The 23,716-nt window shown below is 43.5% G+C and carries 25 protein-coding genes and 1 other annotated feature; of the genes, 3 read left to right on the top strand and 22 right to left on the bottom strand.

Features of this window, described 5'->3' with window-relative positions:
* Positions 1 to 93: 93 nt before the first annotated feature.
* The 14 genes from I2C87_RS07910 to I2C87_RS07845 form a co-directional block, all read right to left on the bottom strand.
* Positions 94 to 552 (bottom strand): Fur family transcriptional regulator, encoded by a 459-nt coding sequence (locus tag I2C87_RS07910; RefSeq protein WP_125335245.1) that lies wholly within the window; start codon positions 550 to 552, stop codon positions 94 to 96.
* 149 nt (positions 553 to 701) lie between these two features.
* Positions 702 to 857: a hypothetical protein gene (locus I2C87_RS07905; RefSeq protein ID WP_193389714.1), complete on the bottom strand. Its 156-nt coding sequence runs from the start codon at positions 855 to 857 to the stop codon at positions 702 to 704.
* Positions 858 to 976: 119 nt separating this feature from the next.
* Complete coding sequence (locus I2C87_RS07900; RefSeq protein ID WP_006596762.1) at positions 977 to 1,252, bottom strand: HU family DNA-binding protein; 276 nt, start codon at positions 1,250 to 1,252, stop codon at positions 977 to 979.
* Between the two features lie 134 nt (positions 1,253 to 1,386).
* Entirely contained in the window at positions 1,387 to 2,220 is an 834-nt protein-coding gene (locus I2C87_RS07895; protein WP_195324494.1) for a DegV family protein, read from the bottom strand.
* A gap of 83 nt (positions 2,221 to 2,303) precedes the next feature.
* Positions 2,304 to 3,035 (bottom strand): metallophosphoesterase, encoded by a 732-nt coding sequence (locus I2C87_RS07890; protein WP_195324492.1) that lies wholly within the window; start codon positions 3,033 to 3,035, stop codon positions 2,304 to 2,306.
* 16 nt (positions 3,036 to 3,051) lie between these two features.
* Positions 3,052 to 4,716 carry a DNA repair protein RecN gene (gene recN, locus I2C87_RS07885; protein ID WP_195324490.1) on the bottom strand — a complete coding sequence of 555 codons (1,665 nt, stop codon included), beginning with the start codon at positions 4,714 to 4,716 and terminating at the stop codon, positions 3,052 to 3,054.
* Between the two features lie 7 nt (positions 4,717 to 4,723).
* Positions 4,724 to 5,155, bottom strand: coding sequence for an arginine repressor (locus I2C87_RS07880; RefSeq protein WP_048715457.1), 432 nt, complete (start codon positions 5,153 to 5,155; stop codon positions 4,724 to 4,726).
* Entirely contained in the window at positions 5,148 to 5,963 is an 816-nt protein-coding gene (locus I2C87_RS07875; RefSeq protein ID WP_048687779.1) for a TlyA family RNA methyltransferase, read from the bottom strand. The genes I2C87_RS07880 and I2C87_RS07875 overlap by 8 nt, the downstream gene beginning before the upstream one ends.
* Positions 5,944 to 6,831 carry a polyprenyl synthetase family protein gene (locus I2C87_RS07870; protein ID WP_195324488.1) on the bottom strand — a complete coding sequence of 296 codons (888 nt, stop codon included), beginning with the start codon at positions 6,829 to 6,831 and terminating at the stop codon, positions 5,944 to 5,946. The genes I2C87_RS07875 and I2C87_RS07870 overlap by 20 nt, the downstream gene beginning before the upstream one ends.
* A complete protein-coding gene (locus tag I2C87_RS07865) occupies positions 6,828 to 7,040 on the bottom strand; it encodes an exodeoxyribonuclease VII small subunit (protein ID WP_006596769.1) in 213 nt (70 codons plus the stop codon). Before I2C87_RS07865 ends, I2C87_RS07870 begins: the two co-directional genes overlap by 4 nt.
* Positions 7,018 to 8,358, bottom strand: a complete 1,341-nt coding sequence (xseA, locus tag I2C87_RS07860; RefSeq protein WP_195324486.1) for an exodeoxyribonuclease VII large subunit — start codon at positions 8,356 to 8,358, stop codon at positions 7,018 to 7,020. Before xseA ends, I2C87_RS07865 begins: the two co-directional genes overlap by 23 nt.
* Positions 8,359 to 8,470: 112 nt before the next feature.
* Positions 8,471 to 9,325 (bottom strand): NAD(P)H-hydrate dehydratase, encoded by an 855-nt coding sequence (locus I2C87_RS07855; RefSeq protein WP_154852230.1) that lies wholly within the window; start codon positions 9,323 to 9,325, stop codon positions 8,471 to 8,473.
* A 132-nt stretch (positions 9,326 to 9,457) separates the two neighbouring features.
* A complete protein-coding gene (locus tag I2C87_RS07850) occupies positions 9,458 to 10,312 on the bottom strand; it encodes a bifunctional methylenetetrahydrofolate dehydrogenase/methenyltetrahydrofolate cyclohydrolase (RefSeq protein ID WP_185759636.1) in 855 nt (284 codons plus the stop codon).
* 156 nt (positions 10,313 to 10,468) lie between these two features.
* Positions 10,469 to 10,699 (bottom strand): DUF1797 family protein, encoded by a 231-nt coding sequence (locus I2C87_RS07845; RefSeq protein ID WP_006596773.1) that lies wholly within the window; start codon positions 10,697 to 10,699, stop codon positions 10,469 to 10,471.
* A 229-nt stretch (positions 10,700 to 10,928) separates the two neighbouring features.
* On the opposite strand from I2C87_RS07845, the gene I2C87_RS07840 reads away from it, so the two are divergent.
* The 3 genes from I2C87_RS07840 to I2C87_RS07830 all read left to right on the top strand — a co-directional run bounded on the left by I2C87_RS07840 (position 10,929) and on the right by I2C87_RS07830 (position 14,130).
* Positions 10,929 to 13,196 (top strand): ATP-dependent Clp protease ATP-binding subunit, encoded by a 2,268-nt coding sequence (locus tag I2C87_RS07840; RefSeq protein ID WP_195324484.1) that lies wholly within the window; start codon positions 10,929 to 10,931, stop codon positions 13,194 to 13,196.
* Positions 13,197 to 13,313: 117 nt separating this feature from the next.
* A complete protein-coding gene (locus tag I2C87_RS07835) occupies positions 13,314 to 13,763 on the top strand; it encodes an NUDIX hydrolase (protein WP_154852224.1) in 450 nt (149 codons plus the stop codon).
* Between the two features lie 67 nt (positions 13,764 to 13,830).
* Positions 13,831 to 14,130, top strand: coding sequence for a DUF1827 family protein (locus I2C87_RS07830; RefSeq protein ID WP_125329687.1), 300 nt, complete (start codon positions 13,831 to 13,833; stop codon positions 14,128 to 14,130).
* 542 nt (positions 14,131 to 14,672) lie between these two features.
* Here I2C87_RS07830 and ileS read toward each other — a convergent pair.
* The 8 genes from ileS to ftsA form a co-directional block, all read right to left on the bottom strand.
* On the bottom strand, positions 14,673 to 17,465 hold the full coding sequence (gene ileS, locus I2C87_RS07825; RefSeq protein WP_195324482.1) for an isoleucine--tRNA ligase: 2,793 nt from the start codon (positions 17,463 to 17,465) through the stop codon (positions 14,673 to 14,675).
* Between the two features lie 51 nt (positions 17,466 to 17,516).
* Positions 17,517 to 17,733 (bottom strand) — a binding site (T-box leader).
* The gene (locus I2C87_RS07820) at positions 17,724 to 18,569 is read right to left on the bottom strand and encodes a DivIVA domain-containing protein (RefSeq protein WP_154852217.1); all 846 of its coding nucleotides are present in this window, start codon (positions 18,567 to 18,569) and stop codon (positions 17,724 to 17,726) included. Its footprint overlaps the feature before it by 10 nt.
* 9 nt (positions 18,570 to 18,578) lie before the next feature.
* Positions 18,579 to 19,367, bottom strand: coding sequence for an RNA-binding protein (locus I2C87_RS07815; RefSeq protein ID WP_195324480.1), 789 nt, complete (start codon positions 19,365 to 19,367; stop codon positions 18,579 to 18,581).
* Positions 19,364 to 19,624 (bottom strand): YggT family protein, encoded by a 261-nt coding sequence (locus I2C87_RS07810; protein ID WP_006596781.1) that lies wholly within the window; start codon positions 19,622 to 19,624, stop codon positions 19,364 to 19,366. Before I2C87_RS07810 ends, I2C87_RS07815 begins: the two co-directional genes overlap by 4 nt.
* Before the next feature lies 1 nt (position 19,625).
* Positions 19,626 to 20,255 (bottom strand): cell division protein SepF, encoded by a 630-nt coding sequence (gene sepF / locus I2C87_RS07805; protein WP_048715778.1) that lies wholly within the window; start codon positions 20,253 to 20,255, stop codon positions 19,626 to 19,628.
* Between the two features lie 9 nt (positions 20,256 to 20,264).
* Positions 20,265 to 20,933 (bottom strand): YggS family pyridoxal phosphate-dependent enzyme, encoded by a 669-nt coding sequence (locus I2C87_RS07800; protein WP_195324478.1) that lies wholly within the window; start codon positions 20,931 to 20,933, stop codon positions 20,265 to 20,267.
* Positions 20,934 to 20,935: 2 nt separating this feature from the next.
* Positions 20,936 to 22,213 carry a cell division protein FtsZ gene (gene ftsZ, locus I2C87_RS07795; protein ID WP_195324476.1) on the bottom strand — a complete coding sequence of 426 codons (1,278 nt, stop codon included), beginning with the start codon at positions 22,211 to 22,213 and terminating at the stop codon, positions 20,936 to 20,938.
* A 15-nt stretch (positions 22,214 to 22,228) separates the two neighbouring features.
* Positions 22,229 to 23,581 carry a cell division protein FtsA gene (ftsA, locus tag I2C87_RS07790; protein ID WP_048715783.1) on the bottom strand — a complete coding sequence of 451 codons (1,353 nt, stop codon included), beginning with the start codon at positions 23,579 to 23,581 and terminating at the stop codon, positions 22,229 to 22,231.
* Between the last annotated feature and the right edge of the window lie 135 nt (positions 23,582 to 23,716).

The raw sequence follows: 23,716 nt of genomic DNA, 5'->3' as shown, positions 1-23,716 counted from the left end.
TACAAGTCGCTCTCTCCAGGTTCTAAATCCTGCCTCTTCCACCCTCTTTCCACAAACAAGACTAAACAAAAAAACCTCTAAAAAGAGGTTTGCCTACAATTGCTTCTGGCATTCCGGACAAAGGCCATAAACTGTAGTTTGGCACTTGGTAATGACGTAGCCACTTTTTTCTCTCGCTTCTGCTCTCACGTCTGGAACTTCGATATCAATATCATCAATCTTCCCACAAGACTCACAAATCAGATTTAAATGATCGTGTCCCATAAAGTCAAAATAGGTCGTGGTATCATTACGAACTTTAATTTCAGAGACAAAGCCTTCTTCAATAAGGACCTTGAGATTGTTATAAACGGTTGCCAGACTCATATTGGGAAAGGCTGGTTTCAAGTCCTGATAGATGGCATCCGCACTTGGATGTTCCTGACTTTTGACAAGATAGGAAAGGACAGCCCGACGCGTCTCTGTAATCCGTACAGATTTTTCACGCAGGTGTTGCAATACATCTTCCACTTTTTCTTGTTGAACGGAATCGAGCCTTAAACAAGCTAGCATAGTCTTTCCCCTTTCTGTGTCTTCTTTAAAACTATTATATCACGAATACCACATTTTGCCTAATTAGAATGTTTGTAAATAAGGAAAAGTGCAGGATTAAATCAGCTCGAATCAAGCTCCTTTACTCCCACACTTTTTTATATCTAATCTTAACTTCCCCAACTAAGGATCCATCTCATGGTTCCTAGTAAAATTTTGACAAAGAGGAACATAAAGAAGAGTTCCGCAATAAACCAGAGACCTTTCAATAGATAAAGAATTGGCTTAATCATGAGCAGAACAAAGATTCCAACAATCCATCTCATGGTCCACCCTCCATTTCTCACTTTTTTCTATTATACTCCTATTTATAGGCCCTGTCTAGAAACTACTCTAAAACAAAAAGTTCCTTCTAGCAAGCTAGAAGGAACCTTTGTAATCACAATTATTTAACTGCGTCTTTAAGAGCTTTACCAGCTTTGAATGCTGGAACTTTAGAAGCAGCGATTTTGATTTCTTTACCAGTTTGTGGGTTGCGACCTTTACGAGCTGCACGTTCACGAACTTCAAAGTTACCGAAACCGATCAATTGAACTTTTTCACCTTTTGAAAGGTATTCTGAAACAGCTGCAAATACAGCGTCAACTGCTGCTGCTGAGTCTTTTTTAGTCAATTCTGTAGCTTCTGCCACTTTTGCGATCAAATCTTGTTTGTTAGCCATTTAACAAATCCTCCAAATTTTTTTAGGTTTTACCCTTAACATCTCTATCATATCTAAAAAATGCTTTTAGGTCAAGTACTAAACTTGTTTTTATCAACATTTATCTAGGAATAAATTCCTTTATTGACGGGCTTCTATGCAAATCGGACAAGAACTGCCCATGCATCTTCCCCAGTGTGGGTTTGAATGATTGAACCTGTCTCCAAAACAGAGATCGGAGTTGCAACCAAAGGCTGTAATTGCGCCTTCATTTGGTTAGCAAAGTCAGGTCCACCAGCATAGGAAATCCCTATCTCAGCGATTTCTTTACCAGATAAGTCTTGAATCAACTCGTCCAACCATTTTTTAAAAGTCTTCTGTCCGCGTCCTTTGACAATCGGTTGCAGTTCATCGTTCTTCATTTCCATGACAACCCGAATATTCAAAAGGGAACTCAATAAACCAGTTACGCGGCCAATCCGGCCTCCTTTCACCAGGTTTTCCAGAGTAGAAACCCCAATGTAGAGTCTAGATTTTTGCTTGACCTCTTCAATGCGGGCTACAATTTCCTCTACGCTAGCTCCTTCTTGAGCCATTTTCGCTGCTTCTACCACTTGGAACTTCATGGCTTGGTCTGTAAAGCTACTATCGATCACCGTGACATCTGCATTGGCTAAGGTAGCGCCTTGACGTGCAGCTTCCACTGTACCAGATAAGGCATGGGACATATGGATCGCAATAATTTGCGCCCCTTCTTCCGCCAAACCTTCGAAGGCTTCCGCAAACACACCTACTGGAGGTTGACTAGTCTTTGGAAGGTTCTTACTGGACTTCATCAACTGAAGGAATTGTCCTTCTGTTAATTCCGCATCTGAATAGAGGACACCGTCCACCATGACGGAGAGGGGAACGATGGTAATTCCGTATTTTTTAACAACTTCAGGCTCAATCGTTACGGATGAGTCTGTAACAATTTTTACTTGTGACATAACATTCCTACAATCTTTTCTTAGATATATCCACTCTATTATATCAAATTTTCTAGGCTTTTGTGGGACAAAGTCCTTTTTACTTAATCTTCGATAGCTGCAAAGCCATCATTAACCAAAGCAACATCTGCCTTCATTCCACTTTCATCAAAGAGAATGCCATGGAGGACGCCACCATATACAGCCCCGCCATCCATGCCAATCTTCCCATCTTTGGTCACCCAGAGCTCCTTGGTTCCAATCTTTTGATCCAAGAGATAGTGAACCGGGGTATGGCCAAAAATAATGGTCTTTCCTGTCTGATTGGCCGCTTCATGGAAGGGCTGGCGAATCCAGACCTTTTGGTAATCCGTCGTTTCATGCCAATCAGGCAAGGTCAAGTCAAGGCCAGCATGCACAAAAATATAGTGTTCAGTTTCATAGACAAAAGGAAGCGAACGGATGAAAGCGATGAGATCCCCACAAGTCTCTTGCACGCGCCGAGCATCCTCCACGCCATCTACTGGAGCCGTGAGGGGACGACCAAGTAGAGAGTTGATGGTCGTGTCACCACCATTTCGTCGGTAATGGTCGTAGCGCTCGGTCGGATTATCGATCCAGGCTAGAAACATGTATTCGTGGTTTCCAGAGAGGCAGATGGCCCCTTGCTGTTCGACAACATCTTTGACCAGTTCGATAACCTTACGACTATCTTCCCCACGGTCTATCAGATCTCCGAGAAAAACCAGCTGGGACTGAGCATCCCAATGGGTCATCAGTTCCTCTAGCATACCGGCTTTTCCATGAATGTCTCCCACTACGAAATAGCTTTCCATATCGGTTCCTTTCTTCTTAGGACGGCCGTTTTAGCAATTGCTCTGCCTGCATGCGGGCTGCTTCTGTCACATCTTCACCAGCAAGCATCTTAGCGACTTCTTCGACCCGCTCTTCATGACTGAGCAAGCGAACGGTCGAGACCGTTGAAAATTCATCGCTCACCTTTTCGATAAAGAATTGGTAATCAGCTACTGCAATGACCTGAGGCAAATGAGAGATGGCTAGCACCTGACCATAACGTCCAATTTTATAAATCTTCGAAGCAATAGCCTGCGCCACCCGACCAGATACTCCTGTATCCACCTCGTCAAAGACAATACTGGTCTTGCCTTCTTTACGCGAAAAGGCTGACTTGATGGCCAACATAAGACGGGACAACTCCCCACCTGAGGCGACTTTTACTAAAGGCTTAAAGTCCTCTCCAGGGTTGGTTGAAATATAAAACTCAACCGTTTCGTTTCCTTCCCGATTAAACTTAGATGGGGTAAAACGCACTTGGAAACGGGCTTTTTCCATATAGAGATCTGCCAATTCCTGCTGGATCTCTGCTTCCAGCTCTTGGGCCAAGGCATGACGCCTTTGACTCAGTTCTTTAGCCAGGGCAACCAGCTGTCCTTCCATAGACTTGAGTTCTTTTTCCAAGTCTTCAGAAGAGGTCCCTCCTCCTGTTAATAGGCTATATTCCTTGCTAATTTGCTCCAGGTAATCAAGGACATCCTTTACCTGACCACCATATTTACGAGTAATTGAATGGATTAGGTCTAGTCGAGCTTCCACCTGCATCAAGCGGTTGCCGTCAAAGTCCAATCCATCTACCAGATCCTCCAAGCGCTTGGTCAAATCCTCCAGAGTATAGTAGGTCTCGGCCATTTGATCAGATAAGGTCTTGTATTCTGCATCATACTCTTCGATGCTTTGCAGATCATTCATGGCCGACCGCACATTGTTAAGACTGGAGAAGTCTTCTGCATCCAGCATGGCATAAGCATTGCTTAGGGTATCTGCAATCATCTTATGATTGAGCAGGCGTTGCCGTTCTTGCTCTAACTGGACATCTTCATCTAGGGACAGGGCTGCCGCCTCGATTTCCGAAATTTGGTATTCCAGCATTTCGATCCGAGCTTGGTTTTCCTGGTTATTTTTTTGGATCTGCAAGACCTGCTTGCGCAAGGCCTTGTAATTCTCAAAGGTCTCTCTATAGGCCTTCTTAGTCGCAAAAAAAGTATCCTCCCCAAAGCTATCCAGCATAGCGATATGCAAGGGAGCCCGCATCAGTTCTTCCTGATCGTGCTGGCCATGAATATCTACCAAATGCTGGCCAACGGCCTTGAGAACGGAGAGGTTAACCATCTGCCCATTGATCCGGCTGACACTCCGACCATTCTGGAAAATTTCCCTACGAATAATCAACTCCTCTGTCCATTCTAAGCCCTGCTCCTCAAATAACTGCTGAAGGGCAGGATTTTCGTCAATGGCAAAGAGGCCTTCAATTTCAGCCTTAGGAGCACCGTGACGGATCACATCGGTTGTTGCCCGGCTCCCCAGCATCATATTCATAGCATCGATAATGATGGATTTTCCTGCTCCAGTTTCACCGGTTAAAACCGTCATCCCTGTTTCAAAATTCAGAGCGATTTCTTCAATGATGGCAAAGTTCTTAATTGAAATTTCTAATAGCATCTCTCTCCTACCATTCCATCAATCGTTGTTCGATAAACTGAGCCTTTTCTTCCGAGCGGGCCACAATCAAAATACTATTGTCGTCTGAAATCATGCTAAAGATGATGTCATCAAAATCTTCTTGTAGATGTCGCTTGACTAGATAGGCTGTCCCTGGGACAAGCTTGAGGGTCAAAAAACTCCCCATGCGTTCAAAGGATTGAAGATTATTTTCTGCTAATTTTCCACTATGTTGGACGCGTGGCAATTCGTAGACATAGGCTGAACCTTTTAAAGGCGTTTTAATAATCCCCAACTCTTTGATATCTCGGGAAACAGTCGCTTGTGTCGCAGAAATTCCAGCTTCTCTCAGATGTTCGACAATGGCATCCTGAGTACCCACTTTATTTTCTCGGATAAAGCGGCGTATTTTTTCTAATCGGTTTTGTTTACTATTCATGTTTAAAGTCAGTATGGGCTTTTTCGACAACTGCCGCAAACTCTTGCAGTTGAAGACGATCTTGCCCAGTATTTTTTTCTAAATAAAGTAAAAATTCAATATTGCCATGGCCCCCTTGAATCGGTGAATAATCCACACCCAAGACGGAGAAGCCATGTTCTAAGGCAAAGCCTTGAACCTGTTCCAGGACGGACAAGTGGACCTTGGCATCCTTGATAATCCCATTTTTCCCAATCTGCTCCCGACCAGCTTCAAACTGGGGTTTGACAAGGGCAACCACCTGGCCTCCCTCTTGTAAAATCCCATGGAGGGCTGGCAAGATGAGGTTGAGGGAAATAAAACTAACATCAATGCTAGCAAAGCTTGGAGTTTGCTCAAAATCCTCAGACGTCGCATAGCGGAAGTTGAACTGCTCCATCGAGATGACCCGAGGATCCTGACGAAGCTTCCAGGCCAACTGATTGGTCCCTACATCCACTGCATAGACCAAGGCAGCTCCATTTTGGAGCATGACATCCGTAAAGCCCCCTGTAGAAGCTCCAATATCCAGTGTTACCTTATCCTGCAGGTCAATCTCAAAAAGGTCCAAAGCCTTTTCTAACTTGAGACCACCACGACTGACATATTTGAGTTTTTCACCCTTGAGTTTTAATTCTGTCGCTTCATCAATTTTTTCGCCTGGTTTATCGAAGCGCTCGCCATTATGGACCGCAACGACCAGACCAGCCATCACACCGCGTTTGGCCTGCTCCCGGGTTTCAAAAAGTCCCTGCTTGTAGGCCAGTACGTCAACTCTTTCCTTCGCCATGAATTCTAAGTCTTTCTATAATCTTTTTGATTCCAGTCCCGTCGAAGTCTACCTGCTGAGAGATGCGATCAAGCAAGTCCTCACAGGCATCTAGCTCCCGGTCCAAATAAGCCTGAGCTCCATCTAGACCGAGGAGGGCAGGATAGGTCGATTTTTCAGCTTGCAGGTCCTTCTGAGGGGTTTTCCCTAAAGAAGCAAAATCAGCAGTCACATCCAAAATATCATCCCGAATCTGGAAGGCCAAGCCTAAATGGAGGCCAATTTCCTCTAAGAGAGTCGCGATAGCTGGCTCAAGCCCCAAGAGGATCCCTGTTGCTTGGAATGGATAGGCAAGCAGTCGCCCGGTCTTATTAGCATGGATGACTTGCAACTGGTCCAAGGTCAGGCTCGCCCCTTCCCCTTCCATATCCAAGACTTGGCCCGCCACCATCCCAGCTGTCCCTGAAGCATCCGATAACAGGGCAATCAGTTGCACCCTGATAGAAGCTGGAAGGTCTGCCTCTGCCACACAGCCAAAGGCATCTAAGAAGAGCGAGTCTCCTGCTAAGATGGCTAGGTCTTCCCCAAATTTTTTATGGTTGGTCAATTGACCACGACGATAATCATCATTATCCATGGCTGGTAAATCATCATGGATCAAGCTTCCCGTATGAATCATTTCAAGAGCGGCTGCCACCTGAAAATGAGCCTCAAGGATGGGAGCATGAAAGGCTTCCAGCAACTCCAATACGAGCAAAGGTCGAATCCGTTTCCCCCCTGCATGGACTGAATAAAGGATGGATTCTACCAAGCGGGGAGCGATTTGTTTAGCCTCGTAGAAGCCTTCTATCGCTTTTTCAACCCCTTGCAATTTTTCTTCTAGAATCATACTAGTTCCGTTTCTGAGCCATCTGCTTGCATCACCTTGACCAAGGTCTTTTCAGCCTGATCAAGTGTTTCTTGCAAGTCTTTTGATAGCTTCATTCCTTTCTGAAACTCTGAGATGGCCTCTTCGAGGGGCACTTGCCCACTCTCTAACTTTTGGACAATAGCTTCCAAATCAGCTAAATTTTCTTCAAATTTCTTTTCTTTCGACATGCTTTACCTCTACTTCTACTTGCCCATCCCGCATGACTAGCGTCAAGGCATCCTTTTCTTTGATTGTATCCACGCTATCCAAAACCTGATCTCCAGCCTGTACCAAGGCGTAGCCTCTAGCTACGATGCGACTGGTATCCAGCATCAAGAGAGCTTCCGATAGGCGCTTGGCTTCTGCTGCTTTTGTCTGATAGAGCTCCTTGATTTTCAAGGTCAGCAATCGCTCCATCTGGAGAATCTGGTCTCGATAACGCTCGAGCTGATGCTGTGGCGCTTGGGAAGCTAATCGATGACGGAGTTCTTGTAACTGGTGGCTATTTCTGGTAACCGACTCTGACACAGCCTGTTTCAATCGTAGCTGAATCTGATCCAGCTTTTGCAGATAAGAATCATACAGCCGCTCTGGCTGACGGAAGATGACCGATTGGCTCAGTTTCTGCAGGCGCTCCCGGTTGTAGACCAGGCGGTTGCGCATAGCGGTTGCCATCCGCCCTTCTTGCTTCTGCAAATGATTGAGCAGGTCCAACTTGGTCACAGGCGTTGCCAACTCAGCCGCAGCTGTAGGAGTTGCTGCCCGGCGATCTGCGACAAAGTCTGCCAGAGTAGTATCTGTCTCATGCCCCACACTGGAAATAATGGGAATTCTAGACTCAAAAATAGCCCGCACAACTGGCTCTTCATTAAAGGCCCATAGGTCCTCGATGGAGCCACCACCACGACCGATGATCAAGACATCGAGGTCCGTCCGATTATTGGCCTTCTGGATATTGGCGACAATTTCTTGGGCAGCTCCCTCTCCTTGTACCTTGGTTGGAAAAAGGAGAATCTCCACGCCAGGAAAGCGCCGCGAAACAGTAGTAATAATATCGCGAATAACGGCCCCACTCTGACTGGTAATAACCCCAATTTTCTTGGAGAACTGGGGGATAGCCTGTTTGAACTTCTCTTGAAAAAGACCTTCTTCTTGGAGTTTCTTTTTCAACTGCTCAAACTGTATAGCTAAAGCGCCGACGCCATCTGGCTCCGCCTTTTCGATGACAATGGAATAACTGCCACTTGGTTCATAGAGTTGGATCCGACCGATGACATTGATCTTCATGCCTTCTTCTAGCTCAAAGCCGAAACTCTTATAAATCCCTGCCCAGACAGTCGCCTGGATCACAGCTTTTTCATCCTTTAAAGAAAAATACTGGTGATTGGGACGCTTACGGAAATTCGAGACCTGACCCGTCAAATAGACCCGCTCTAGATAGGGGTCTTTATCAAATTTTAACTTGAGGTATTTGGTCAGACTGGATACCGATAAATACTCTGACATAGTTCCCCTTTCACACGGAAAATTCTAGTATAAATTATACCAAAAATAAGCGGAAAAAGCTGATTCTACCTACGGAAAAAGCCCCAGATTTCATCATCTGAGGCTTGATTGTTTATTGGCAGTTGGAAAGGCATATTCCCCTCATCCATTTTGGAATTTCTCGACTAATCGCGGTCGGTAAAACCACATAGGCATTCTTGCTTAAATCGTCTGCAATGGCCGAGTGAAGGTGACTGGCAACTACCACGCGCTCATAGAGACCAACTTGCGGAAATTGACCCGCAAAACCTGCAATCATGCCTGCCAAGGTATCACCCATTCCTCCAGTTGCCTGGTAGGGCCCTCCAACGGTTAGTTGGTAATAATCGGCTTGCCCTTGTTGCCAAATCTTGGTCTGGGGACCCTTTTGGACCAGAATACTTGCTGGAGGAAGTTGGGACAGAGACTGCCTTGTTGCTTCTTCCCCTTGGTCTGCGATTGCTAGACCTGACATGGCCTCCCATTCTTTTTGATGCGGAGTAAAGACCAGTTGAGCTGGAGGAAGAGAAAGTCCTAAGCGAGTATAGAGGCTAATGGCTCCACCATCTAGAATGAGCACTTGATGAGGCTGAACCCTATCAAAAACTAGCTTTACAAGGTGTGCCCCTAGCTCATTAGCATTGAGTCCTGGCCCCAACAAAATAACCCCTGCTTTTGCGATTTGCTCAGCCAACAATTCTTGGTCCGTCACAGCAAATGCCATGGCTTCAGGTAGCTGACTATGGAGGGCAGGGATATTCTCTCGGTCTGTCGCAACCGTGACAAGGCCCGCTCCACTATGAACCGCTGCGAGGGCTGCCATGATAATGGCTCCACCATAGGGATAAGTCCCTCCAATCAAGAGCAGACGCCCATAGTCTCCCTTATAGGAATCTGACTGACGGCTAAGGATAACTTGTTGCAGCAATGTTTGGTCAACTCTTAACATAAGCGTCCCCTCTTTCTCCCTCTATTTTACCACGTTTAGGCTAAAAAAAGGTAGGAAGCGAAGTTCCTACCTTAAAAATCTTTCTAAACATTCTACAGCTACAAACACTGTCCCGAATCCATCCAAGCTGGTTTATTTCTTTAAAGCCCGAACAGCTGCCTCATAGGTCTGAGACATGAGCATGGTAATGGTCATAGGACCAACGCCACCTGGAACCGGAGTGATGTGACTAGCCAGAGGAGCTACTTGTTCATAGTCCACGTCTCCACAGAGCTTCCCATTTTCATCACGGTTCATCCCGACATCGATAACGACCGCTCCCTCTTTGACAAAGTCAGCTGTAACAAATTTGGCACGACCGATCGCCACCACTAAGATATCGGCTTTTCTAGCAATTTTAGCCAAATGATGAGTCCGCGAATGGGTCAAGGTCACCGTTGCATTTTTTGCTAAGAGAAGCTGGGCCATCGGTTTCCCCACGATGTTGGAACGGCCAATGACGACTGCATTTTTCCCTTCGACATCGATATCATATTCCCGGAACATTTCCATAATCCCTGCTGGTGTAGAGGGAACCATGACTGGATTTCCTGCCCAAAGATGTCCCATATTGAGAGGGTGGAAGCCGTCGACATCCTTATTAGGATCAATGGCTAACAAAACTGCCTCATCGTCGATATGGGCTGGTAGAGGCAACTGAACCAAAATTCCATGCCAGAGTGGATCCTGATTGTAGCGGTCAATGAGGGCTAATAAGTCCTCTTGGGAAATGCTTTCTGGTACTCGAACCACTTCACTTCGAAATCCTGCTGCCAAAGCTGACCGTTCTTTATTGCGGACATAGACCTGGCTAGCTGGGTTTTCTCCCACCAAAATCACTACCAAGCCTGGGACCTGACCAGTCTCAGCCTTTAAGCGAGCGGTTTTCTCAGCCAATTCCCCTTGCAATTTTACTGCCAAGGCCTTCCCATCAATTACATGTGTCATCTCAATCTCTTTTCTATTCAATATCTTCTCTATTATATCAGATTTGTGAACCTGCTCCTAACACTTCTTGATTAGACAAGGTTATAAGAAGAAACTATAACTATTTTCTTCCAACAAAAAAGAGACTAGATGCTCTAGACTCTTGATTGATACTTCTTAGTACAACAATTCGTAGATCTCCATTGCGATTAAGTCAATGCTATCGAATGTATAGGTCTCACGCGCTTCTACATCACGAAGAGTAAATACTGATCCATTTTCTTCATCATAGTTGTAAGCTACTTCAGCAACTACAACCCCTTCACGTTCAAAATTACGTTTTAAGTTTCCACCGTCTTTCGTCATCGCTTCCAAACGGCTGATAATTCGTACCAAATGTGATTCCATTTTGATTCTCCTATTTACTTTCTACTCTCCTATTTTATCATAAAAGAAGGAGGAAATTCCAATAAAAATCAACTTTTCCGCTATTTTCCTCTTTATTCCATGCCTAAAACCGGACTTCATACTAAATTCTTGCAAACTTTTAGAATACTGCTATAATGAAACTATAAAAGTTTGACTATTTCTGACCAATAGTTTTTACACTTTTTACCCTAGAGAAAGAGGTAAGAGAATGCTTTGTCAAAACTGTAAAATCAATGATTCAACCATTCATCTTTATACGAACGTGAATGGCCACCAACAACAAGTAGACCTTTGCCAGAACTGCTATCAAATTATGAAAACGGATCCTAACAATAGTCTACTAGCAGGATTAAACCAACAAAATCGCGGAGGACGGGATCCTTTTGAAGATTTCTTCAATCAACTAGGAAACTTCCAGGCTCCGCAAGAACCCCAAACTCCTCCGACCCAATCTGGAGGAGGCTATGGTGGTGGAAACGGCTATGGTTCTAATGGAAACGGTCGTTCTTCAGGACCAAGCAGACCCCAAGCCAAACAACAACCAAAGGGCCTCCTAGAAGAGTTTGGAATTAACGTTACTGAAATTGCTCGCCGTGGGGATATTGATCCGGTCATTGGCCGTGACGATGAAATTCTTCGTGTCATTGAAATCCTCAACCGTCGGACCAAGAACAACCCTGTCCTGATTGGGGAACCCGGTGTCGGAAAAACAGCTGTCGTAGAAGGGCTAGCGCAAAAGATTGTCGATGGGGATGTCCCTCACAAATTACAAGGCAAGGAAGTCATTCGCTTAGACGTTGTCAGCCTGGTTCAAGGAACTGGGATCCGAGGGCAATTTGAAGAGCGCATGCAACAATTGATGGAGGAAATCCGTCGCCGGGAAGATGTGATTTTGTTTATCGATGAGATCCATGAAATTGTCGGTGCCGGATCTGCTGGAGACGGCAATATGGATGCCGGAAATATCCTCAAACCAGCCCTCGCTCGTGGCGAATTGCAATTAGTCGGTGCGACAACCCTCAATGAATACCGAATTATCGAGAAGGATGCTGCCCTTGAACGCCGGATGCAACCCGTTAAGGTCGACGAACCTACAGTGGAAGAAACCATCACCATCCTCAAAGGCATTCAAAAGAAATACGAGGACTACCACCACGTCCACTACACTGATGGTGCAATCGAGGCTGCGGCTCTCCTTTCCAATCGCTATATCCAAGACCGCTTCTTGCCAGACAAGGCCATTGACCTCTTGGACGAAGCCGGCTCTAAGATGAACTTGACCCTCAATTTTGTCGATCCCAAAGTCATTGACCAACGCTTAATTGAAGCCGAAAATCTCAAGGCTCAAGCGACGCGTGATGAAGACTTTGAAAAGGCAGCCTACTTCCGCGACCAAATCGCTAAGTACAAAGAAATGCAAGGGCAACAGGTCACTGACCAAGATACGCCAGTCATTAGCGAAAAGACCATCGAACACATCGTCGAGCAAAAGACTAATATCCCAGTTGGCGATTTGAAAGAAAAAGAACAATCCCAATTGATTAATTTGGCAGCTGATTTGAAAGCTCATGTCATCGGCCAAGATGAGGCTGTTGAAAAAATTGCTAAGGCCATCCGTCGAAACCGGGTAGGGCTTGGAACACCAAACCGTCCAATTGGTAGCTTCCTCTTTGTTGGACCAACTGGTGTCGGGAAGACCGAGTTGTCCAAGCAATTGGCCATCGAACTCTTTGGTTCTGCTGACAGTATGATTCGCTTTGATATGAGTGAGTATATGGAGAAACACGCCGTTGCCAAATTGGTCGGTGCTCCTCCAGGCTACGTCGGCTATGAAGAAGCAGGCCAGCTGACTGAAAAGGTGCGTCGCAACCCTTACTCTCTCATCCTCTTGGATGAGGTCGAAAAGGCCCACCCAGATGTCATGCATATGTTCCTCCAAGTCTTAGACGATGGGCGCTTGACAGATGGACAAGGCCGAACGGTGAGCTTCAAAGATACCATTATCATTATGACTTCCAATGCGGGAACTGGAAAAGCGGAGGCTAATGTCGGCTTTGGGGCGGCTCGTGAAGGTCGTACCAATTCTATCCTAGGTGAACTGGGGAACTTCTTTAGTCCAGAATTCATGAACCGCTTTGACGGCATCATTGAATTCAAAGCCTTGTCTAAGGAAAACCTCCTTCAAATCGTCACTCTCATGTTAGACGATGTCAACCAACGCCTGGCCCACAATGATATCCACCTGGATGTTACCGATAAGGTCAAGGAGAAACTGGTTGATTTGGGCTACGATCCGAAAATGGGGGCACGTCCTCTTCGTCGCACCATTCAAGACTATATTGAAGATGCCATTACAGATTACTACCTAGAAAATCCTAGTGAGAAAGATCTGAAGGCTGTCATGACCAGCAATGGGAAGATTAGCATCAAAGGAAAGAGCAAACCTGTGAACGAAGCAGAAAAAGTAACTGAATAATCGCATTCCACAGAGAGATTCCTAGTAGCTACCAGGAATCTCTCTTATTTTCATCTCCTACTGCTTTTTATGTCCATCTATGTTATAATGATAAAAAAATAAGAAGCGAGTATCATTATGACTGTTGCAACTTTTGGAACAAAAGAAGAAAATGTTGACTATGTCAATCGTTATGGAGTCTATGCGGTGATTCCAAATCCAGCAAAGGACAAAATCATCCTAGTCCAAGCTCCAAATGGGGCTTGGTTCCTACCAGGTGGTGAAATCGAGGCAGGAGAAGATCATTTATTGGCACTCGAGCGCGAACTGATCGAAGAGCTGGGCTTCACTGCGACCATCGGCGAGTATTATGGACAAGCAGATGAGTACTTCTACTCCAGTCACCGCGACACTCACTACTACAATCCTGCTTATATCTATGAAGTAACTGACTTTGTAGAAGCTCAAAAGCCGCTAGAGGACTTCAATAACCTGGCCTGGTTCCCCATTGACGAAGCCATTGAAAAGTTAAAAAGAGGAAGCCATAAATGGGGAATCAAAATGTGGAAATCTGCCCAAAAATTGTAAGCGACTTCTTTCACAAAATAAAAAAAAGTGCTATAATAAATGGAGAAAGAGCTTAGGAGGATCTCACATGAAGCTTATGAATACAACAAATAGTCATGCTAATTTGGTCAAAAGTCAATTAGAAAGTACCGATGCTACCCTTGTTGAGGTCTATTCAGCTGGTAACACCGATGTTATCTTTACCAAAGCTCCTACTCATTACGAATTGCTGATTAGTAACAAACACCGTGCCATTCGTGAAACAGAAGTTGAAAAAATTCGTGAGTTCTTTTTAAAACGCAAGATTGATCTCAAAATCATCGACCAATCCACTATTAAAACGCTCTACTCCGATAAACTGATTGAAATTTCTTTCCCAATTATTTAGTAAGGCCATTCCGCCTTACTTTTTTATTGCCCTGACGATGGACACGATACATCATTCTAGCCACCAAAAAAGAAGTTCCAAATCGGAGCTTCTTTCAGATTGAAGATAAAGTAATTTTAGAAACTTTCCTTAGGTGAGTACGGACGTCAGCGAACTTCTACGAATTTCCATGACTAATTAAGATACGAAGGGCGTTTGTGGATAAAGTCAAAATAGGAAGTTTGACGCAGAATCTTTAGATTCTAGGAGAACTTATCTTTTTGACACAATCCGCAGCCCGTGTTCAATTAGTTTTGAACCCCCTCGCTCTTTAATTTCCGGGCTCAGGCTAAAACAGTTTCCCAAACTGTTTTACTCTCAAAACTCCCGAATGCCTGAAACACAGTTGTTTCAGGCACTTTTCTCACGGCGGAAAGTTTTTTATCTTCTTAAATGACTAAAATATGAAAGTCATTTTTTGAAAATCATCCAGCTGTTTTATAAAAAAATGGTTTGTCTGCATTCAAAAAGAAGTTCCATTATGGAACTTCTTTTGATATCTATTATTTTGCTTCAAAACCTTCTGCAACTGCGTCTGCAAAGTTCTCTTCAACGATGCTTGCACAGTGATCACAGATGGTTGCATGGTAGTGGCGTTCTGCAGTTGTTGGGTCGATACGACGGCAACGGTCACAAACTTCACCAGCAGCCCGTTCAACTGTGAAAGCTACATCTTCAAAGGCCACTGCAGCTTCTGGAGCTGGTCCTTCTGCGATAGTTAATTCAGAGACAATCAAGAGTTGTGCTACATTGCTATCAACAGCTCCAAGAAGAGTTTTCACAACTTCGTTTGGATAAACGGTCAAGTGAGCTTCAAGTGATTTACCGATGACTTTTTCGTTACGCGCTTCTTCCAAGGCTTTTTGAGCTTGTCCACGGAAGTCCATGAAGGCTGACCAGGTGTCCAAGATTTCTTCTTGGTTGGCAAATGTTTGAGCTTCTGGCAATTCTGACAATTGAACAAAATCTTCGGCTTCAAACTCAAGATATGACCAGATTTCTTCCGCAGTGTGAGGAAGGATTGGAGTCAAGAGTTTGGTGATTTTCACAAGGATATCATAGAAGACTGTTTGCATTTGACGGCGTTCAAGTGACTTAGCTCCTTCGATGTAAACAACATCTTTGGCAAAGTCAAGGTAGAAGGCAGACAAATCAACGTTGATAAAGTTCACTAGGGCTTTATAGATTGTCAAGAATTCGAAGTCTGCATAAGCATCACGAATGGTCTTAACAAGTTGGTTAAAGCGGATAGTCATGTACTTATCAACGGAACGTAGTTCTTCGTAAGCCACGGCATCCTCAGCTGGGTTAAAGTCAGATGTGTTAGCAATCAAGAAACGAAGAGTGTTACGGATCTTGCGGTAAGTTTCAGAAACTTGGCTCAAGATATCCATAGAGATACGCACGTCGTTGCTTGAGTCAACACTGGTTACCCAGAGACGCAAGATTTCCGCACCAAATTGTTTTTCAACATCGCTTGGAGCAATGGTGTTCCCAAGAGATTTAGACATCTTCTCACCTTTACCATCCAAAGCAAAACCTTGTGACAAGATTTGTTTGTATGGTGCGACACCATGGTTGGCTACAGATGTGATGAGTGATGAGTTGAACCAACCACGGTATTGGTCTGAACCTTCTAGATAAAGGTCAGCTGGGTATTTGAGTTCTGGACGGTTGACCACAACTCCATTCCAAGACGAACCTGAGTCGAACCATACATCCATGATGTCTGTTTCTTTCTTGAACTCACCATTTGGTGAACCTGGATGGGTAAATCCTTCTGGCAAGAGGTCCTTGGCATCCCGTTCCCACCAGATGATGGAACCATGTTCTTCAAAGAGTTGAGCCACATGCTCGATGGTTTTAGCTGTCATGATTGGTGTGCCATCTTCAGCGTAGAAGATTGGGAGTGGGACACCCCAAGCACGTTGACGAGAGATAACCCAGTCACCACGGTCACGAATCATATTGTACAAACGGACTTTACCCCACTCTGAGTGGAACTTGACTTTTTCAATTTCATCCAAGATTTCTTGACGGAATTTAGATACTGAGGCAAACCATTGTGGCACGGCACGCCAGATGATTGGTTTTTTCGTACGCCAGTCAAATGGGTAAGAGTGAGAGATTTCTTCTTGAGCTAGAAGGAGGTTACCTAGTTTTTCAATAACAGTCAGAACAACCTTGTCGTAGAATTGACCTTCGAATTCCTCACCCGCGTTGGCCATCATGATACCGCGTTCGTTGACAGTTACAGCAACTTCGAGACCATTGGCAATACCAACATTGTAGTCATCCTCACCAAAACCAGGGGCTGTATGGACGATACCAGTACCGGAGTCTGTTGTAACGTGATCACCAAGGATAACGAGTTCATCTACTGCTGTATCCCATGGGTGTTCTGTCACGATATGGTTCAATTCTGAACCACGGTAAGTTGCCAAAACTTGAACATCCGCCCAGGCAAATTTCTCAGACAAACTGTTTAACAATTCTGAAGCGACCACAAATTTACGAGATTCACCAGCTGGTTGCACCAAGACATAATCAATATCAGCACCAACTGTCAACCCGCGAGAAGCTGTGATGGTAAATGGAGTTGTTGTCCAAACAACAATGTAAGTATCTGTGTCTAGGACTCCTTTCCCATCTTTGACCTTGTTGGCATAGTAAAGAGATGTTGAAACCAAGTCGTGGTATTCGATTTCCGCTTCAGCAAGAGCTGACTCTGATGACCATGACCAGTAAACTGGCTTAGCTCCTCGGTAGATGTAGCCTTTGTTAGCCATCTCACCGAAGACACGGATTTGCGCCGCTTCATAGTCAGGCGTCAAGGTCACATAAGGATTTTCCCAGTCACCTGAAACACCCAAACGTTTGAAGTCTTCGCGTTGTTTATCTACTTGAGAAAGGGCGTAGTCGCGGCAAAGTTTCAAGTACTCAACCAAGTCCATTTCTTTGCGTTTGACACCTTGTTTAGCCAAGACTTGCTCGATTGGCAGACCGTGTGTATCCCAACCTGGGATGTAAGGTGCATAAAAACCTGACATAGACTTAGAACGAACAATGATATCTTTTGAGATCTTGTTCATAGCATGTCCTACGTGGATATTTCCGTTGGCATAGGGAGGGCCATCATGAAGTGTAAAATGTGGTTTTCCTTGGTTCAATTCTTGACGACGTTGGTAAAGCTTTGCTTCTTCCCATTCTTTTTGCCAAACTGGCTCTTTTGTAGGCAGGCCAGCCCGCATAGGGAACTCTGTCTTCCCTAAATTCAGTGTTTCTTTGAGTTTCATGGTGTCTCCTCTAAAAAATAATCATACAAAATAAAAGACCACGACCTCGCCAAAAAGGACGACAAGTCGTGGTACCACCTTCATTCAAGAAAGAGAATCCTCTCTTTCTCCTCTTTTGTCGCTAACGCTGACCAGCGTTAGTGGTTACTCATTTCACCACTAAGATTTGTAAAAGGATCAATCCTATCAAAGGAAGTACAGGTCTTCCACCATCACCTGCTCGCTAAAACTATTTGATAAAATCACTGTTTTTACAGATTATAAAATTGAAACAGATTCCCGTTGTTCTTCCACTTCTGGTGCATCAATATCAGCAACTAGAGGAGTTTCTACAACAATTTCATCAATAGAATCTTGATCTACCTGATTTTTTTCTGCTTCTTCCAAAGCTTCTTGAACTTTTTCATTCAATCCTTCAAAAGCTTGAGTCGCAGACAATTCACGGTTTACAGCTTCAATATGTTTTTGCAATTCTTCAATTTCTGCGCGTGAGAATTGACGAGTTAAATCAATTGCTTCATCATCGTAGTTATGATGAACTGTTTCTTCCAAAGCTTTTTCGACTACTTCACGGAAAGCTTCATCACTTGTTTGAATATACATAGCAGTTGGGCGAAGAATTTCATCCCATTCTGGTGTATCAATGATGCTCAATTGGCTTTCGATAGTTGATTTCAAACGCTGGTGGAAGACACGCGTCTTATTCTTCAATTCTTCCGTTTCTACGGCAACTTTCTTGGCATTGTCTGTAGCATGACGAAGAATTTCATTTGCTTTTGCTTTTGCTTCTTCAACTAAATGGTGTGCATCTTGCTCCGCTTGACGAACGATTGTTTCTGAGCGTTCATTTGCCGCATGTTTCACACGTTCTGCTGTATCTTGAGCAATCAATACTGATTGACTCAAAGAGTCTTTCATTTCGTCAAAGTAGTTCAAGCGCTCTTCCAACGCACTAATTTTTGTTTCCAATTCATGATTTTCACGAACTAATTTTTCATAGTCTCGGTAGACCATGTCTTGAAACTCTTCAACTTCTTTAGCATCGTAGCCTCTAAATTTTACATAAAAGCGTTTATCTTTGATTTCTAAAGCTGTAAGTGCCATAGTTCCTCCTTATTTTCTACTGGAAAATACTTCAACCGTTAATTTGTATTTTCCACTTTTTGATAGGCCATTTTCTGATAGTATTTTAAATCGGCCATACTTTCGAACACTAATTAAATCTGCTACTTGGATCATCCGACTAGGATTATCAATAGTGGCATAGTTTACCTTTACCTGTCCCGACTGAACCAATTGAACAGCTAAAGACCGAGCAAGTTTAAAGGTAGAAGCTACTAGTTTATCAAGTCGAACACTAGTAACCAATAGATCTTTGAGTTTGGATGGTTCATCTACGGTGATAGGTTCTCGACAGTCAATCTCACGAATCTTCACAGATGCCTTTGCGATCTTCTTAAGATTCTCTTTGAAATAGGAGGAGAAACGTTCATCCACATAGATATGAATCTTCCCTTGTCCAACTATAATATCACCAAAAGACTTTCTTTCTATGCCTAATTGATGGAGAAGCGAACCCAAAACTTGAGAGTGACTTAACCGATAAAACTTATCCGGATAAAGAACTTCTAACAGGCTAATTTCAAAATCAGATGCCTCTAACTGATAGTAGCTAGGAGCCAGAATCACTCGTGCATATTCTGTAGGATAGATTTCTGCACTTGAAAACACCTGCAAACCGTGGTGGGCACCGATTTGTCGTAAAATATCAACCTGATGTGGATTTAAAAAGGAAGTCAGTTCAAAACTATACTGTTGCTCCACCCGAGCTACTAATTCTAGAACTCGATCGATAAAGACGTGGTCTTCTGGACTATAGTGTTGATAAAACCCCTTGGTCATATAAATTGCACCAAAAATTGAAGGACAAACCGTTCCACTACGGATAGAGCAAGTAAGGCAAACATGACTGTAAAGTCTAACCCACCAAATTGCAAAGGAATCTTTCTAAATAGGCTCAAAAATGGTTCGACGATCCGTTGAACCATTTTAGCTAAAGCCGATTCTGATGCATTTGGAAACCAACTAAGCAAAGCATAGATGATTAGTACTAGCTCAAAAACCTGAAAGAAATTTCTAACTAATTGTAGGACAAACATATTAACGATTTCGTTTCATATCAAAGTCGTACTCAGCAACTTCGACATCATTTGGAAGGCGAATATCTTCAATATTCACAACGACATTGATTGGTGTTAATAAGTACATAGTACTCGCAACACGACGTAGATTCCCGGCTAATACATAGCGAGCACCATCCAAATAATCCAAACATCTTCTTGCTTGAACTTCAGTCATATATTGGAAGTCAATAAGAATACTTTCGTTTGCCAACAACAAGTCAACAATTTCAGTTGCTTCTTCGTATTTACGAGGATAGCGAACATCAATTGTAATCTTTTCATCTGCAGCAGAACGATTTCTTGCCAACTCTTGTTGACGTTGATGAAGTCGAGTAATATTTTCAGAAGATGATTTTTGAGATGAAGCTGATTCAACCACTGCTGTAGAAGCTACTTGTGGACGACTAGCTGCAACAGGAGTAGGTTTCTGCTCCTTGGCAGCTACCACAGCTTTTTGACGTGGTTTTGATGATGGTTGTACTGGTTTAGGGGATGCTACAGGTTGGCTAGCTCCGACTGCTTGAGCAGGCGCTTCTTGCACATCGTACTCATCTCCATCTTCAGTAAAATAATCAATCAATCGATCAAATCTATCTTTAAATGACATAATTCTTTCCTATTTGAAAAATGAGGTCCCAATTCGCACAAAAGTCGCACCGTTAGCAATCGCCACATCATAATCACGACTCATTCCCATGCTTAACTCTGTAAAGGGCATATTTTTCAACTGTTTCTTTTGTAATTCTTTTTGAAGTTGGTGAGTTGCTGCAAATATGGCTTGCAACTCGTCCTGACTTGCCTCAAAAGGAGCCATCGTCATTAATCCAACAATTTGTAGGTTATCCAAGCCTTCTAGTTTAGGAAGAATCGCATCGAGCTCTTCAGGAGCAAATCCATGCTTGCTTTCCTCTCCAGAAATATTGACTTGTATAAAACATTTAATTGGGTGACTCGCCCTTTTTTGAATTTCTTGGGCAAGCTTCATAGAATCTAAAGCATGGAAGTAATCTACATAATTGATAACTTCTTTTACTTTACGACGTTGGAGACTACCGATCAAATGCCAGGTCAGTCCCTCAACTTTTAGAGCTTGGTATTTTTCTAGAAATTTATCAACACGGTTTTCACCGATATGACAGACTCCTGTATCAACCAAAGCCTTAGCTTGGTCGATACCAACATACTTAGTAACAGCAATCACATTGACCTGATCCGTGCGGTTTGCTGTTTCCATTGCTTGTGCAACCTGCGAGAATATTCGCTCTTTATTTTCAATCAGATTCATTCTTAACGATTACGGAAAAATGGTGGTGTTTCCAACTCATCATCTTCTGAAGAAGAATCCACATAGCGTTCAACTTGACGACCAGCGCTAGTATCAGACTGACGTACAATGTTTTCACGACGAATGTCCCAATCTCCAAACGCAGATCCACGAGGTGTTTCTTGTTTAGCACGTGATTGAGGAGAAGGCATTTCGATTTCTTCCTTCAAATCGAATTCGCGATCGAATTGTGGAGTTTGTGGACGTTGTTCACGTGGTCCAGTTTGGTAATAACGTGCTGAACTTGGTGCATGAGATGCAATTCCACTAACTCTTTCAACTTTATCCTGACGAACACCAGTTGCAACAACCGTTACGCGGATTTCATCTTTCATTGATTCATCAATAGATGTACCGAGCCAAATGTTTACGCCATGACCAGCTGCTTGGTTAACAATTTCAGAAGCTTCTTCTGCTTCAATCAAGGTCATATCCAAACCACCAGTCACGTTGACGATCACATCTTCAGCACCGTCAATGGTTGTTTCAAGGAGTGGTGAGTAGATAGCTTTACGAGCTGCTTCAATGACACGCTCTTCACCATTACCTACACCAATACCCATCAAGGCATTTCCTTTATTTTCCATAACAGTCTTCACGTCAGCGAAGTCAAGGTTGATCAATCCTGGGCTTGTGATCAAGTCAGTAATCCCTTGAACCCCTTGGCGAAGGACATTATCGGCTTCGCTCAATGCTTCAAGAAGTGGTGTTTTCTTATCTACGATTTCTAACAAGTTGTTGTTGGAAATGATCAACAAGGTATCCACATGTTCGCGAAGTTCATTGATCCCTTCGATTGCAAAGTTTCCGCGTTTTGTTCCTTCAAATCCGAAAGGACGAGTTACAACGGCTACTGTCAAGGCACCAACAGCTTTGGCAATACGAGCGATGACTGGTGCAGCACCTGTACCAGATCCTCCACCCATCCCTGCAGTGATGAAGACCATGTCTGCACCTTGCAAAGCTTCTGTCAATACTTCTTCACTTTCTTCTGCGGCTTTACGACCAACCTCAGGTTGACCTCCAGCACCCAATCCACGAGTCAACTTAGGACCCAATTGGATAACTGTTTCTGCTTTTGCACTTGAAAGTGCTTGTACGTCTGTGTTTGCTGCGATGAATTCTACACCAGCAACTCCTTCGTCAATCATGCGGTTGATGGCATTACCGCCACCGCCACCGACACCGATTACTTTAATAACTGCACCTTGTGCCGCTGCTGTGTCAAATGAAAATGTCATAAATACTTACACTCCTTAATCAAACATATTACCGATTAAATTCTTCATTCGGTCTGTAAAGGTAGTTTTTTCTTCTTGTTTTTGTTCTTCAACTGGATGTTGTTGCTCGACGTTAACTACAGGCTCAATTTCTTCCGGTACATATGTTGGAACAACCGGTTGCTGTACTGGTCGTTCAAACTGAACTGGTTGCTGACGAAGACGTTGATCTCCATGTACAGCAGCCTGAGCAAGAATATCTACATCTGTGAGATTTCCAGCATATTCAGACAAGCTAATCACGTGGGCAAAAGCTGGATTGCGGATTCCAATTTGATTTGGAACGTACAATTTCACATTTACACCAAAGACTTCTTGCGCCAATTCTTCAATACCAGGGAGAATAGCGCCACCACCAATGATGACAATTCCTCCAGGCAAATCAAGCAAATGTCTTCTTTCAAGATCTTGTTTGATTTGGTCAAAGATGTGTTTGATCCGAGCTGAAATAATCTCTGCCAAATATTTTTCAGATACTTGGACAGGTTCTACTTCACCAATCACCTCAACATGGAAGACTTCGTCACCAACTGATGGAACATAAGCTTCTCCATAGTTGAACTTCAAGCCTTCTGCTAATTTTTGAGAAGTCTTCAATACTTTAGAAATATCTTTGGTAACGTAATCGCCACCCTCTTGATAGATATTTGTAAATTGAAGTTCTTGATTTCGAACAGAAGCTACTGTCGTTTGTCCTCCACCTAAATCAATGACGGTCGCACCAAACTCACGTTCTCCTTCGTTCAATACAGACTTAATCATTGCAAGTGGTGAAATAATGATGTTCTCAACTTGCAAACCAGCACGTTCAACTGTTTTCCGTAAATTATGGAGGACAGTTCTAGGACCAGTATACAAGAGACCACGCATTTCCAAACGGATTCCCATCATTCCACGTGGATCGCGGATTCCTTGGAAACCATCAACTGTGAACTCTTCTGGAATAAAGGTAATGACTTCACGGTCTGGAGTCATACTCTTTGTCAAAGCAGATCTGACAACATTTTCAACGTCTGCATCCGTAATTTCTTTTGAATCACTGGTTACAGGAATCATTCCTTGAGTTGCTTCAATTTGAAGAAGGTTCGCTGGCAACCCAACGTTAACAAGATTGATTGAAATTCCTGCTTTTTCTTCTGCTTGGCTTACTGCACTTTTAATCGCATTAGAAGCAGCCTCAATATCAACAATAATTCCATCTTTGACGCCAGCACTTTTTGCATTGCTGACTCCAATTACATTCATTTCTCCATTGACATGTTCTGCCACCAATACTTTTATTGAACTAGTACCGATATCTAAACCTGTAAAAAAGCCGTTTCTAGCCATTACACCAGTCCTCTCTCTTTTGTTTTCCTATACGTCAATTAATAGCTCCATTTTAGTTAGAACTATCCAAATTTCATTATAACACAAAAATGCCCATAGTGGGCATATTTTCTCTATTTATTTCAGATAATTTAT

The organism is Streptococcus sp. 1001283B150225_161107_H12, from assembly GCF_015552665.1.
Classification (GTDB): Bacteria; Bacillota; Bacilli; order Lactobacillales; family Streptococcaceae; genus Streptococcus.
The sequence above is the reverse complement of the archived record's forward strand: the minus strand, read 5'-3'. Positions and strand labels throughout refer to the sequence as shown.

What these genes read in the sequence shown, in the direction of transcription:
- I2C87_RS07910 (WP_125335245.1), bottom strand. Translation starts at nt 552, where the DNA reads ATGCTAGCTTGTTTAAGGCTCGATTCCGTTCAACAAGAAAAAGTGGAA.
- I2C87_RS07905 (WP_193389714.1), bottom strand. Translation starts at nt 857, where the DNA reads ATGAGATGGATTGTTGGAATCTTTGTTCTGCTCATGATTAAGCCAATT.
- I2C87_RS07900 (WP_006596762.1), bottom strand. Translation starts at nt 1,252, where the DNA reads ATGGCTAACAAACAAGATTTGATCGCAAAAGTGGCAGAAGCTACAGAA.
- I2C87_RS07895 (WP_195324494.1), bottom strand. Translation starts at nt 2,220, where the DNA reads ATGTCACAAGTAAAAATTGTTACAGACTCATCCGTAACGATTGAGCCT.
- I2C87_RS07890 (WP_195324492.1), bottom strand. Translation starts at nt 3,035, where the DNA reads ATGGAAAGCTATTTCGTAGTGGGAGACATTCATGGAAAAGCCGGTATG.
- recN (WP_195324490.1), bottom strand. Translation starts at nt 4,716, where the DNA reads ATGCTATTAGAAATTTCAATTAAGAACTTTGCCATCATTGAAGAAATC.
- I2C87_RS07880 (WP_048715457.1), bottom strand. Translation starts at nt 5,155, where the DNA reads ATGAATAGTAAACAAAACCGATTAGAAAAAATACGCCGCTTTATCCGA.
- I2C87_RS07875 (WP_048687779.1), bottom strand. Translation starts at nt 5,963, where the DNA reads ATGGCGAAGGAAAGAGTTGACGTACTGGCCTACAAGCAGGGACTTTTT.
- I2C87_RS07870 (WP_195324488.1), bottom strand. Translation starts at nt 6,831, where the DNA reads ATGATTCTAGAAGAAAAATTGCAAGGGGTTGAAAAAGCGATAGAAGGC.
- I2C87_RS07865 (WP_006596769.1), bottom strand. Translation starts at nt 7,040, where the DNA reads ATGTCGAAAGAAAAGAAATTTGAAGAAAATTTAGCTGATTTGGAAGCT.
- xseA (WP_195324486.1), bottom strand. Translation starts at nt 8,358, where the DNA reads ATGTCAGAGTATTTATCGGTATCCAGTCTGACCAAATACCTCAAGTTA.
- I2C87_RS07855 (WP_154852230.1), bottom strand. Translation starts at nt 9,325, where the DNA reads ATGTTAAGAGTTGACCAAACATTGCTGCAACAAGTTATCCTTAGCCGT.
- I2C87_RS07850 (WP_185759636.1), bottom strand. Translation starts at nt 10,312, where the DNA reads ATGACACATGTAATTGATGGGAAGGCCTTGGCAGTAAAATTGCAAGGG.
- I2C87_RS07845 (WP_006596773.1), bottom strand. Translation starts at nt 10,699, where the DNA reads ATGGAATCACATTTGGTACGAATTATCAGCCGTTTGGAAGCGATGACG.
- I2C87_RS07840 (WP_195324484.1), top strand. Translation starts at nt 10,929, where the DNA reads ATGCTTTGTCAAAACTGTAAAATCAATGATTCAACCATTCATCTTTAT.
- I2C87_RS07835 (WP_154852224.1), top strand. Translation starts at nt 13,314, where the DNA reads ATGACTGTTGCAACTTTTGGAACAAAAGAAGAAAATGTTGACTATGTC.
- I2C87_RS07830 (WP_125329687.1), top strand. Translation starts at nt 13,831, where the DNA reads ATGAAGCTTATGAATACAACAAATAGTCATGCTAATTTGGTCAAAAGT.
- ileS (WP_195324482.1), bottom strand. Translation starts at nt 17,465, where the DNA reads ATGAAACTCAAAGAAACACTGAATTTAGGGAAGACAGAGTTCCCTATG.
- I2C87_RS07820 (WP_154852217.1), bottom strand. Translation starts at nt 18,569, where the DNA reads ATGGCACTTACAGCTTTAGAAATCAAAGATAAACGCTTTTATGTAAAA.
- I2C87_RS07815 (WP_195324480.1), bottom strand. Translation starts at nt 19,367, where the DNA reads ATGACCAAGGGGTTTTATCAACACTATAGTCCAGAAGACCACGTCTTT.
- I2C87_RS07810 (WP_006596781.1), bottom strand. Translation starts at nt 19,624, where the DNA reads ATGTTTGTCCTACAATTAGTTAGAAATTTCTTTCAGGTTTTTGAGCTA.
- sepF (WP_048715778.1), bottom strand. Translation starts at nt 20,255, where the DNA reads ATGTCATTTAAAGATAGATTTGATCGATTGATTGATTATTTTACTGAA.
- I2C87_RS07800 (WP_195324478.1), bottom strand. Translation starts at nt 20,933, where the DNA reads ATGAATCTGATTGAAAATAAAGAGCGAATATTCTCGCAGGTTGCACAA.
- ftsZ (WP_195324476.1), bottom strand. Translation starts at nt 22,213, where the DNA reads ATGACATTTTCATTTGACACAGCAGCGGCACAAGGTGCAGTTATTAAA.
- ftsA (WP_048715783.1), bottom strand. Translation starts at nt 23,581, where the DNA reads ATGGCTAGAAACGGCTTTTTTACAGGTTTAGATATCGGTACTAGTTCA.